Genomic DNA, 13,090 nt, shown 5'->3' with positions numbered 1-13,090 from the left:
AAAGATGAATAAAATTCATGTTGCTAGTTTTATAGTAGGAAAAGCAGGGAGTAGCGGATATTTTGACGACAGACTTAATAAATATTAAGCTTGTAAAGGGCGTTAAAGATGTGGTCTAGCGGGGTTAAAAGGTACGTTTATTAAGATCTACGTTTTTTAAAGATTGTAATCAAAGCGTTTACTACTAAACGGCTGAGCATCAATAAATAATGGCTTACCATGAATCATTTCTTCAATAAGACGCCCTGTCACCGGTCCAAGTGTCAGACCTTGATGAGCATGACCAAAAGCAAACCATAAATTATCGTGTTTTGATGCAGGCCCAATAACTGGCTTCATGTCTGGCATGCAGGGTCTTGTCCCACACCATGCTTTAGATTCAACAGCAGCATCAAGCGGCAACACTTTTTTTGCAAAAGTCAGTACAGTCTCTAACTGATTAAAGTCTTTTGGATCATCTAACAATGCCATTTCAGCGCCAGTCGTGATTCTCACGCCTTGATCCATTGTGCCCATCACAAACCCTTTATCTACATCAAATAAGCTGTGAGAAAATGCGTTTTGGTCGGTGCTTTTAAAGTGTTGATGATAACCACGCATAGGAAATAGAGGAATTTTATAACCCAATGGTTTAATAAGATCAGCTGACCAAGGACCAGCAGCAATGACCAAATTCTGACATAAATAGGTTTCGCTATCGGTAATGACCTGCCAGCCCTCTTCTGTCTGTATCATATTTTTTACGGTGGATTGTTTTATCTCTCCTGCCATTGCTTCAAAATTTTTAGCATATGCTTTCACAAGACTGCCGGGATTTTTTATCTGCCAAGAGTTTTTCCAGCGTATACCACCGACATAATCTGTAAAGTTCACATTTGGCTCTAGCGCTTGGAGCTCTGCTAGCGATAGAACCTGATACTCCACGCCTTTATCCGCCGCTTTTACCGCTTTATTAATTGATTTTTCAAAGCTATATGAATGACGATGAAGCTCAATCCAACCTATTTTACTGACCAGTTCATCAGCGCCTGACGCTCTAATCATAGGCTCATGCTCGTTTGTGCAATGCTGAATGAGCGTAGCCCACTCGTCATCGATCTTTTTAACGTTTTTTGGACTTGAGTGCATCCAATACTGTAATAACGGGCGCTGAAGACAATATATTGCAGACCAACGGTATCGAATATCAGCACTTTTATTGGGCAATACTCTGGAGATTTCTCTAAGGCTTCTGGGGAACGGTTTTGTATTTACCGCCTCTCTCGTAATAATACCGGCATTACCATAGGAAGTTTCTTCTCCTGGTCGTTTTTTATCTAGCAAGAGAACTTGAGCATTGTTTTTCTGCAGATGCCAAGCAATAGAGGTTCCTACTATGCCGGCACCAATCACAATAACGTCATAGCGCATATCACTACCCCCAAGTAATAAGCTGACCCAGACCTTCGTCTTTAGCCTTTTGAGCAACTTTCAAAGCGACTGCCGCGTCAAAGCTGGCGGCCCCAACAGATTTGAACAGGGTGATGCCTTTTTTATCTTGGTCGATGACAATATTTTTTGTGACCAAGTCCGCTAAATTGCCACTTAAATCCTCCCAAGTCCAACTGCAACCCTCAGCAGCATCCGCCTGAATCAAATCGCCCGCTTCATGACGTCCGCCCGCGATATCATCGATGAAAACGTGTGAGCAGGCTTCAATGACGGAATCACTGACTTCTTTCATCTCAGGTTGATAAGCGCCTACCGCATTAATATGTACATCGGCTTTAATTTGGTTTATCTCAAACAAGCCTTCGGTTGCACGTGTCGCCAAGTTAATCACATCGGCATCTTTTACAGCGCTCGCGATATCTTCACAGACTTCGATGGTAACCGACCATTCTGGATACTGTTCAGAAAACTGTGTTTTAAAGGTATTTGCACCCTTAGCAGTTCGATTCCATAGCATTACCTTTTTGATATTTGGACACACAGTGAGCACAGCATTCAGCTGCTCATACGCCATACCACCGCAGCCGATGACTGCCACTTGCTGGCTATCTGGCTTTGCTAGATACTTACTTGCGATACCTGATAGCGCTGCCGTACGTACTTGAGTAACGTAGACACCGTCCATGAAGGCAAGGATTTCACCCGTATCATTGTTTGAGACACTCACCACAGCGGTAGTCGTCGGTAGATTTCGCTTTGGATTATCTGGACAAATGGTGACCAGTTTAACGATAGCAAATTCTTCATGACCATCGAACAATACTGAAGGCATCGATAGATGTGAGCCACTGTTTTTATCACTGGCAGTGAAAGTCGGAATGACCAAGCGCTCAGGGCACTTAATCCACTCTGGATGCTGCGCTTGTAGGGTCAACAGCTGCTCGATTGAGTCGATAGCCATGGTCATTTTCAATTGACTCTTTACCGTTTTGCTGTCTAAAATATGCATGAGGGTTCCTTATAGTTTTTATTAAAAATAAGTCTTAGTTGATTACGATACCACTCAACTAGAGATCAAAAATCTTGCCGCGATTCATAATACCATTGGGATCGAGTACCTTCTTAATCTCACGCAGATAATCAATCTCGGTTTCGCTACGGCTGTAGCGTAGATAAGGCTTTTTAGTCATACCCACACCATGTTCTGCTGAGATCGAACCGCCATACTGCTGCACTACCTCAAAGATAGAATCATTTACCGTCTGGCATTGCCCAAAGAATTCATCTTTCGATAAATTCTCAGGCTTGAGAATATTGAGATGCAAGTTGCCATCACCAATATGTCCAAACCAGCAAATCTCAAAATCTGGATATTTGGCGTTTACGATCGTTTCTATATCATGGATAAATTTTGGCACATAGCTGATGAGTACTGATACGTCATTTTTATACGGCGTGAATACTGAAATCGTCTCAGAGATATACTCGCGAAGCTTCCACAAGTCCATCGCCTGAGCCATACTTTGACTCATCACCCCATCGACGACCCAGCCATTATCCATACAGTCTTCAAAGATAGCCATCGCCTTATCCATAATCGGCTCATACGGCGCTTCGAATTCTAATAAAACGTAGTATTTCGTTCGAGCGTCAAACGGCTCTTGCACATACCCAGTCGCCATTAATTTATCAATCGCTACACCATCAAAGAACTCAAAAGCAGTCAAATCAATTTGTGCCTGAAAAGCTGATAAGACTCGCATGACATGGTCAAATTCATCCATGCCGAGCACCATCACGGTCAAATCTTGGGGTGGACGGTCAAGCTTCATTTGTGCCTCGGTGACGATACCTAATGTGCCTTCAGCGCCAATAAATAATTGGCGTAAATCATAGCCAGTAGCGTTTTTAACCATGCCGCGGTTGAGCTTAAGGATATCACCTTTGCCCGTCACGACGGTGAGACCCATTACCCATTGACGTGTCATGCCATAGCGAATGACTTTAATCCCGCCAGCATTGGTACCAATATTACCACCGATCTGACTTGAGCCTGCTGAGGCAAAATCAACCGGATAATACAAACCCTGCGCTTCGGCAAACTGCTGTAGCTGCTCAGTAATCACACCGGCCTCCACCTCTACCAAACGATCAGCCGAATAGAACTGACCAATTTTATTCATCTTATCTAGGCTGACAACTATCTCGCCATTGCTAGCGACTGCACCTGCCGATAGCCCAGTACGACCACCACTCGGTGTGATGACAATATTGTGCTCATTTGCCAATTTTATTAAAGCTTGAACTTGCTCAGTAGATTTCGGAAATACGATCGCAGAGGGTGCTGGCGCAAAGTGTTTGGTCCAGTCTTTACCCCAATGTTCTAGGCTCACAGCATCTGTCTTAATCTGTGATACATCATAACCATGCTGCTCTTGCAGTATAGACAATACTTGCTGAGTCAATGCTAGCGTGGTTAAAGCATGCCCAGCTTCTAAAGTAGGCAGTGCTGAAAAATCAGTCACAATATACACTCCAAATAAATAAAAGCAGTGTGCCGTTCACTTAATCTCTCTGCCAGATCAGCGGCGGCAATAAATAAACACAACGCCCTGCGTCAAAAAACTAGGCTATGATTTTGAGACATTGACCCATATGATACAAAGTCAGCCCCAGCTCCGTATAGCCCGAACGCAGTCCCGACATGCTCACCTTAGCTTCTTTAACGGTCTTAAAAGGTAATGGCAAGACATCGCGGTCACCTGAGATAATATAATCGGCAAAGCATTTACCAATCATAGTACCTGTGGTAATCCCACGCCCATTGTATGCAGTCGCGGCAAGGATACCGTCTTCTGGCTCAAAGATACGCATGATATGGTCTTGCGTAAAGCCAAAGTGACCGTACCACTCATACTGCCACTTAAATTTAGGCAGATCTGGGAAATAGCTCTTTTGTACGACATTCGCCCAGTTTTGATAGAAGGTTTTGGACTTCATGGCTTTGCCACCGACGGTGCCAAGGAGTAAACGACCCTCTTTATCACGGCGAATACTGGACAATGCCAATCGCGTATCCCAAGCGCCTGTTTTATAAGGCAATATTCGATCTGCCACTTCACCGGTCAATGGCTCAGAGGCAATTTGATAATAATCAACCAAATAGAACGTCTTCTTAATATCTGTCCATTCGCCTTCGGTATAAGCATTGGTCGCGATGATGACTTTTTCAGCTTTCACTGCCGCATCAGCCGTACGCACATACCAATTACCATCAGATTTCTCAACTGAGGTTACTGCCGAGTGCTCATAGATACGTACGCCTAATTTAGTCGCGGCTGCCGCTAAGCCATTGACGTATGCGGATGGGTTAATAGTGCCCGCACGATGATCGAGCAGAGCCTTATTGATACTGGTTGTCCCGCAGTATTCATGGCAGCGCGCACCGGTTAACACCTCGGCATGAACACCGCGACGTATCAACTGATCATAACGGATGTCCACATCGGCTTCACCCTTGGCATTGTGTGCCATATGGATATTGCCCGTACGCGTATCCTTTGCATCAATATGATGGCGATCGATGATGTCAAACACGAGACTTGGCGCCTGACCGAGCGCAGTCCCTAAACGTTCACCAACCTCTTCTCCCATGATTTTATTGAGGTCATCAGGACGAGCCCAAGTACCGGCATTCACAAAACCCACATTGCGTCCTGAGCCGCCGCTACCGATGATCTTACTCTCTAGTAACACCACCGCCACTCCTTGCTCCGCCAGATGGATCGCAGCAGACAGTCCAGTATAACCACCGCCGATGATACAAACTCGTGTTTGCGTTTCGCTTGTTAGGGTATCGTAGTGGTGAGTTTTGGGCGCAGTGACGCTCCACAAACATTGCTCTTGCAACATCTCAAGTTCCTTCTAAATTATACGTTTTCTACGGTAGAGAGCGTGCTTGTGTTATCGATGACAGTCGGTTTTTCACGAGGAATAAATTTATTTAAGACGACCCATAGCAAGCCAAACAATGGTGATAACCAGCAGGCAAAGGCGAATGGAGCGTAAGTTAAGGTCGCAATACCTAGGGTTGCCGCGACAAAGCTACCGCCCATATTCCAAGGAATAAGTGGCGATAACAGCGTACCCGTATCTTCGATAGAGCGAGTAAGCGTCGTGCGCTTGTAACCCATCTCTTTATACTTATCTTTGAGCAGACGACCCGGTAAGACTAGCGTGGTATAGACATCACCGATAAGCGTACCAACACCGATGGTACTGGCATAAGTCGTAATCACTAAACCAAATCTCGATTTCACCATGTTGTTGATTTTGGCCATGATGGCTTTTAATGTACCGTAATGCTCAATTGAACCGACAAAAGCTAGTGCAAAGATAGTTAAGGTCACGACCCAAGTCATGGACATCACGCCACCTTTAGACAACAGTTGATCGACCACAGCAAAGCCGGTCTCACTTTTAAAACCGTTTTGTAGGACGTTAAAGATGTCATGGACACCGACGCCTTGCATAAAGAATGCGACAATACCTGCGACTACCACACCTGACAATACCGTTGGAATGGCTGGCATTTTCATAACAGCTGCAATGACGACGACAACAGCAGGTAATAAAGTAATAATGCTCAGGTTATAGTTCGCTGCTAATGAGGTTTGTATTTCTTTGATTGAGGTGAGATCGACATTGTCTGCGCCGTAGCTCATACCAATCCAAGCATAGAGAATCAGAGCAGTCACCATGGCAGGTACAGTCGTCGGCAACATGCCACGGATATGGTCCCAGAGGTCAACACCGGCAGCAGCTGGTGTTAAGTTCGTGGTGTCAGACAACGGAGACATTTTGTCGCCAAAAAAAGCACCAGAGACGATGGCACCACCTGTTAGTGACGGTGGAATACCTAACCCCAAACCAATACCCATCATAGCTAAACCGACTGTGCCAACCGTGCCCCAAGAGGTACCCGTTGCTACTGAAATAATGGCACAAATAAGACAAACAGAGACTAGGAATGAGGAGGGAGAAAAAACGCTAAAGCCGTAGTATAAAATAGTGGGTACGGTACCAGCGATAATCCAAGCACCGATGAGCATCCCTACACCCATCAAGATGATCATGGCAGGCAGACCAATTTTCACAACCTTTAAGAAACGCTCTTCCATACCGTCCCAGCTGCGCCCACGTAACTTCATGAACAGACCGGTGATCAAAATGCCACATGCTAGCGGAATATGCGGAGTAAAATCTTTAAAGACAAAAAATTGCACCATTAGAATAATGGCAGTCAATATCAGTGGGGCAATATCTAGCAGGAAGCTAGAAGAAGGATCATAACCTTCGATATCAGGGTCATGCGGTTTGTGGGGTTTATCTGCAATCATAATATATCTACCTATCCTAGTAGTTAAAACCAAATCCATTGGTATATAGTTATCGTACGATGTTGCTCATTGGTCAGATGCAAACCAATCTAGTGACCTAAGTCACTTCTCTAAATGCATTTATATTAAATAATCAATTAAAACAATAACTTAATAATCATGTTAAAGAATAAAGTATTGCCATCAATCAAAATAAATATTTGAAAGATATTCATGAATCATTAAAAGGGTTTAAAAAATAAAGCGTTAAACAGTAATCTTAATTAAAACGGCTATCCGCTATTTTTGCGGCTTATTGACGGTTTAAAAATAGATTCAAAGCAGGATTTAAAAGGATACAAGTAATGCTAAGGGCAGTTAAGCGCACATAACGCGCGCTTAACTGGCTAAAAACACACTTTTACATTAGCAACTATGGCTTGCATTAACCGAAATTAATACCTTGTGCTAGTGGTAGCTCAGTTGAGTAGTTGACCGTATTGGTCTGACGACGCATGTAGTTTTTCCACGCATCAGAGCCTGACTCACGACCACCGCCGGTTTCTTTTTCGCCGCCGAATGCGCCACCAATTTCAGCACCGCTGGTACCGATATTAACATTGGCAATACCACAGTCACTACCGCGGGCACTTAAGAACAGCTCAGCTTCACGCAAGTCATTGGTAAAGACGCAAGAAGATAAGCCTTGTGGCACGTCATTTTGTAGCTCTAAAGCTTCGTCGAAGTCTGTATAGGTCATGACATATAAAATAGGCGCAAAGGTCTCATGACGGACGACATCATTTTGCGCATCCATCTCAACAATAGCTGGCGTGACGTAGTAAGCGTTTGGATACTTATCTTGTAAGACGCGCTCACCACCAGTGACTGTACCGCCGGCTGCACGGGCTTTGGTCAAGGAATCTTGCATGTTATTGAAGCTATCTTCGTCGATAAGTGGACCGACCAAGTTGCCTTCTAATGGATGACCAATGCTCACTGTTGAATAAGCAGATTTTACGCGTGGTAAGATGTCGTCTTTCACGGATTCGTGAACAAATAGACGGCGTAGCGAGGTACAGCGCTGACCTGCCGTACCAACAGCTGAGAACAGAATGCCACGTAAGGCTAGGTCTAAATCAGCACTTGGGGTTAGAATCATGGCGTTGTTGCCACCAAGCTCTAGTAAAGACTTACCGAAACGCTCAGCGACTTTTGGCCCTACGATTCTGCCCATACGTGTGCTGCCCGTCGCACTGACGAGAGCCACATCTTTATGCTCAACCAACGCATTACCGACATCGGCTTCACCCAATAAAAGTTGAGATAGATTAGCAGGCGCATCACCAAATTTGGCTAGGGCTTTCTCGAATAGCGCTTGGCAAGCAATGGCGGTTAAAGGGGTTTTTTCTGAAGGTTTCCAGATGACAGGGTTACCACAGACCAAGGCTAGGGCCGTGTTCCATGACCAAACAGCAACGGGAAAGTTAAAAGCTGAGATGACCGCGATGACACCTAATGGCTGCCAAGTTTCGCGCATGTGGTGACCAGGACGCTCTGAGGCGATAGTCAAACCATAAAGCTGACGAGATAGACCTACTGCAAAGTCGCAGATATCGATCATCTCTTGGACTTCGCCTAGACCTTCTTCTTTGATTTTACCGGCTTCTAGAGAAACTAGCGCGCCTAGATCTTCTTTGTGCTCACGGAGCACTTCGCCTAAAATACGGACCAATTCGCCACGCTTAGGAGCAGGCACTGTACGCCATTCTTTGAAGGCTTTTTTAGCATCTTGTATTTGTGTGTCGACATCGCTCACTTGATGCAAAGCGACCTTACCGATGACTTCACCATCGATAGGGCTATGGACTACGAAATCGCCTGCTTGGTACTGGCTTTCGTCGACGCCCATGGCTGACATGTATTGCTTAATCATACTGACTCCTTTGTATAGTATTTCATTACGTCCGTGCAGATCTATAAACTACCCTGCCGTCGCTCAAGTTGCAAAATAATAAATTTCTTGCTGTCATTCATTTTTGGAATGGCATTCTAAACTTAGTAGATAAAATCTTAATGAATCAATATATTGACTGATATAATTCTCATTGTATTAAAGCGGATTAATCCTTACTGGCCTAAAACAATTTTTTAACTGTGCCACTGTTTTGTCTTTTAACCATAAGTTGCTTTAAGCCACTTGTCGTAATGAGGCCAAACATGCCTGTAGACTCTCATTCTGCCGCTGCGCATATAATGCCAATTCATCTTGCACACGCATGCCTAAGGCTTGCTCAAACTCTTGTTGATTAGACTGACCGTCATAGCTGTTCTCGCTATCACTATGAAGATTGGACTGGAAGATACCGGCTGCACTCACAGGCAAAAAGTCTTCATAAACAATCGGCTCAATAAGAATGATATCTTGCTCAATCAGGCTTTGCAGATTAGCAGCAGAGAGCTCGTTTGACGGTGAATCCACGAACTGATTTGCAAAAACCTCCTTGTCAGCTACCTGATAGAGGAAATAAGCGAGCTGCTCATGATGCAGTGTCTGATAATCGTCTGGGAAAGCGGCAAAAGATTCGCTTAATAATCGATAATATTGCTCAGCATTGTCTTCATTTGGGGTCGTACCCAACTTTTTACGGGCGGCGTTAAGCAATTGGTCGTAAAGCGCACGGCCTTTTGGGGTCAGGGCTACACCGCGCTGCTCAATCTCACCAAAGCGGGCAGTATGCTGACCGGATTCATACTGACCATCAGCACCTTTAAAACTCACTGCTTCTACTAATGCCTTAAAGCTGGTCTGGCGCAAAAGAATAGGACAGTGACGGCGTGGCGGTCCCTCAATGATCGCTTTTGGTGTAATTCCTCGGCTCTGCATACCTTGTTGGACGGCATCGATATCTAGCGTCCTTGGGGTCAAATGATTGATATGTGGTCCTTTAAACCCAACCACATCGGCAATCAGTTGATGTTGAGCTGCCAACTGCTCATATATGTCTTTCGAGATAGGCGACTGCTCATGCCAACGAAAGGTCTCGAGCGCTTCTTGGACAAATTGCTTACCCTGCTCATTCGTTAGACCGCCCTCGTTTTCATAAATTTCAATCAGTTTGATCGCGGCATCGGTAAAGATACAGCGTGCATCCAGTGCCGCTTGGGCTTGTTGCTTGAGCGTCGCATCACCAATCAAATCTAAACGCAATAATGAGGTAAATACGCGAAACGGGCTATTATTGAGCGATGCCGTATCAATCGCGCGAAACGCTGTAGAATGCACTGGCACGCCAGCAGGCGCTAGATCATAGTAGCCGACCGGATGCATGCCCATAACTGCGAACAAACGACGCATCATCGTAAGCTCTGCCGCAGTACCCAATCGAATCGCTCCATGGCGCTCCATGCTGAGTCTATCGATTTCATCGGTATTCTTAAGCTGCTCAGCAATCTCAGGTTGCTTGTCCAATACATCCTTATTAACTTCAGCGACCAGATTCATAAGATCAGTATATAGCGGCACTTCTTTTTGATACATCTTTGACATAGCGAGCGAAAATTTATGACGGATATCGTCACTGCTCATATTTTTTTGGTTTGAGCTTAGATGCTCTGAACTCACGGTTATTCTCCTTAAACTGCTTGTGATGACAAATGAATAATAGTTAAAAATGATGGCTGCTTTATGTAGCCAAATAGAAGCTACAAGCAAAAACAATCATTGAATCGGCAGCTCATTTGGGATGGATGCTAGGATGCCTTTTAAGATATCGAGGCCTTCTTGTAGGGTTTCAGGCTCAATCGTTAATGGCGGTAGTAAACGAATAATATGGCGGTATTTACCACTAGGCATCAATAACAATCCTTGCTTACGAGCTTCCGCTAAAATATAAGTCATCACGCTTGGGTGCGTACCATGAGATGGATGACGCAGTTCAATGCCACGCATAGCGCCGATACCCGTTAGTCCATACAACCAAGGCGTTAGACCCTCTTGTTGCCACTGCTCAATAGTGGTTTCAATGGTTTGCTGATAGTGTTCTGCTGAGTCCCATACGGCATCTTCTGCCATGATATCCAGCGTGGCATTGGCAGCAGCACATGCCACTGGGTTGCCAGAATAAGTACCGCCCAAGCTGCCCTTTTGTAGATCATTCATCACACTAGCTTTGCCAATGACTGCCCCTAATGGTAAACCTCCGGCGATACTTTTACCCAGCAATACCATATCGGGCTCGATACCTAGATGACTAAAGGCAAATGGTGTACCCGTACGCCCAAAGCCTGACTGAATCTCATCCATAATGAGTAAGATGGCATTATCATCACAGAACTTACGTAGGTATTGAGCAAATTTTGGCGACATTAATTGAAAACCGCCCTCGCCTTGCACCGGTTCTGCGATGATAGCGCCGATATTAGCAATATCGGTTTCGACTTCGAACAGGCGCAGCAAAGCGTCAATGGCTTGCTGGTCACTGATATTATTGTCAGGGCTTGGGAATGGAATATGATAGACACTGCCGGCAAGAGGGCCAAGACCACGTTTATATGAGGCCACTTTACCATTGAGGTTGACAGCTGCGAGGGTACGGCCATGAAAACCGCCATCAAAAGCAATCACACCAACACGACCGGTCTTCATACGGGCAATTTTGATCGCATTTTCGGTCGCTTCGGCGCCGCAGTTGGTCAGCATGCCCGCAAGTTTGCCTGCAATGGGAACTAAATCGCAAAGTCTCGGCATGAGCTTTTGGTAAGGCAGGTGACCTGCCGCATTGTAGGCGTAGTGAATGAGGCTTTGTGATTGAGCGATGATAGCGTCCACGATATGTGGGTGGCAATGACCAAAATTTAATACGCCGATACCACCGACGAAATCAATATAGTGCTTGCCATTCGTATCCCAAACGTGCGCATTTTTACCTTTGCTAAGGGTTACTGGATGCACCATGGTGAATGCATCGGTAACGTTATACAACGAATCCATGAACGTCTCTCATCTTCCTTGAGTTAGACGCTCATTTCAACAAAAACCTAGGGTTTGGGCAAACGAATAATAGTTGGGCGGGCATTCCTTTTTGTCATCGTGGCTGATTGGAGCGATTGTTTTTTTCACCACTGGCTTTTAGCAGTTAATCATCTTACTGTCGTTATCCATGGCTGACACTCGTACAAGTGATACCCAACAAACTGGCTAATTCTACTTGACTCTGACTAGAGGTTTCTAAGTAGCGTGCAATCCACTCTTGCATCACTTTGGTCTTGTGCGAGTTGCCAAGCGATAAAGGATAAGACATATAGTAAGCCCCTCTACCCTTGGCTGCATAACGCCAAGCCATAACTAGCTGACCCGATTGTAGCTCAGGAGCCACCAAACGTAACGGCACCAAGGCAACGCCATAACCTGTTAAAGCTGCCGAAATACAGGCATGAAACGTATCAAAGCGTGGACCTACAAACGTACCATCCAAGCTAATCTGCTGCTGCTTAAAGTACTCGTACCATGCGCTAGGCCGTGAGCTCAGCTGTAGCAGCACATAGCTATCCGATTGCTGCGGTTGCAAGTCTTTACCCTGCAAATAATCAGGCCCACAAACCGCCACACAGTACTCATCAAACAATTTAACATTTTGCATCCCTGACCACGTCCCTTCACCGTATAAGAACGCAATGTCGATATCATGCTCTTCGGAGAAAAATGGACCTACCTGCTCTTTAATATCCAGCCTAATTAAAGGATTTTCCTGACTAAAGCCGTGAAGCGCAGGAATCAGCCAACGTGCACAAAAGGTGGGATGCGAGACCATTTTTAGCACTTCCAAATTACTGCTATGCGACATCAAATTGGTCGTCGCAGTCTCGATATGCTTAAGAATACTTAGTACATCGATATAGTAAGATTTGCCGGCAGGCGTTAACGAAATACGCTGCGAGGTACGATAAAACAAAGAGATATTCAGCATCTCTTCTAACTGCGCCACTTGCTTGCTTATCGCACTTTGCGTCATATGCAGCTCTAAGGCAGCATTAGTAAAGCTTAGGTGACGAGCCGCTGTCTCGAAGCATTGCAGCGCAGTCGTCGAAGGGTATCTTCTAAACGCAAGCGAAGGATTGGTATCAGTTTTCATAGTCTGTTTTTATTTTCTTCCATGATAATAGATGTGGTACTTCGTATCACATCGCTTCTTTTAAGCACAGTCTAAGGTTAGTATGCCACTACAGCCTAGCAAGAGAATTGGTTAACCAATTTCTTATACTAAATTGAGCGCTGGTCT

The 13,090-nt window shown here is 45.0% G+C and carries 9 protein-coding genes; all 9 read right to left on the bottom strand.

Translation table 11 applies throughout. From position 1 onward, the window contains the following. Positions 1-156: 156 nt before the first annotated feature. Positions 157-1,410, bottom strand: coding sequence for an NAD(P)/FAD-dependent oxidoreductase (locus M0221_RS04685; protein ID WP_483284513.1), 1,254 nt, complete (start codon positions 1,408-1,410; stop codon positions 157-159). A 4-nt stretch (positions 1,411-1,414) separates the two neighbouring features. Further along, the gene (locus tag M0221_RS04680) at positions 1,415-2,440 is read right to left on the bottom strand and encodes an ornithine cyclodeaminase family protein (RefSeq protein ID WP_483284512.1); all 1,026 of its coding nucleotides are present in this window, start codon (positions 2,438-2,440) and stop codon (positions 1,415-1,417) included. 58 nt (positions 2,441-2,498) lie between these two features. Further along, complete coding sequence (locus tag M0221_RS04675; RefSeq protein WP_483284754.1) at positions 2,499-3,938, bottom strand: FAD-binding oxidoreductase; 1,440 nt, start codon at positions 3,936-3,938, stop codon at positions 2,499-2,501. Positions 3,939-4,056: 118 nt separating this feature from the next. Continuing rightward, positions 4,057-5,343 (bottom strand): L-pipecolate oxidase, encoded by a 1,287-nt coding sequence (gene amaA / locus M0221_RS04670; protein ID WP_011513239.1) that lies wholly within the window; start codon positions 5,341-5,343, stop codon positions 4,057-4,059. Positions 5,344-5,360: 17 nt separating this feature from the next. Then, a complete protein-coding gene (gene nhaC, locus M0221_RS04665) occupies positions 5,361-6,830 on the bottom strand; it encodes a Na+/H+ antiporter NhaC (protein ID WP_483284511.1) in 1,470 nt (489 codons plus the stop codon). Positions 6,831-7,254: 424 nt separating this feature from the next. Continuing rightward, entirely contained in the window at positions 7,255-8,745 is a 1,491-nt protein-coding gene (gene amaB / locus M0221_RS04660) for an L-piperidine-6-carboxylate dehydrogenase (RefSeq protein ID WP_483284510.1), read from the bottom strand. Between the two features lie 255 nt (positions 8,746-9,000). Continuing rightward, positions 9,001-10,398 carry a 2-oxoadipate dioxygenase/decarboxylase HglS gene (gene hglS / locus M0221_RS04655; RefSeq protein ID WP_483284753.1) on the bottom strand — a complete coding sequence of 466 codons (1,398 nt, stop codon included), beginning with the start codon at positions 10,396-10,398 and terminating at the stop codon, positions 9,001-9,003. A gap of 132 nt (positions 10,399-10,530) precedes the next feature. Beyond that, positions 10,531-11,802: a 2-aminoadipate transaminase gene (locus M0221_RS04650; protein ID WP_483284509.1), complete on the bottom strand. Its 1,272-nt coding sequence runs from the start codon at positions 11,800-11,802 to the stop codon at positions 10,531-10,533. A gap of 163 nt (positions 11,803-11,965) precedes the next feature. Beyond that, positions 11,966-12,943: a LysR substrate-binding domain-containing protein gene (locus tag M0221_RS04645; RefSeq protein ID WP_483284508.1), complete on the bottom strand. Its 978-nt coding sequence runs from the start codon at positions 12,941-12,943 to the stop codon at positions 11,966-11,968. Positions 12,944-13,090 lie beyond the last annotated feature (147 nt).

The organism is Psychrobacter sp. ANT206 (assembly GCF_056880555.1).
The sequence above is the reverse complement of the archived record's forward strand: the minus strand, read 5'-3'. Positions and strand labels throughout refer to the sequence as shown.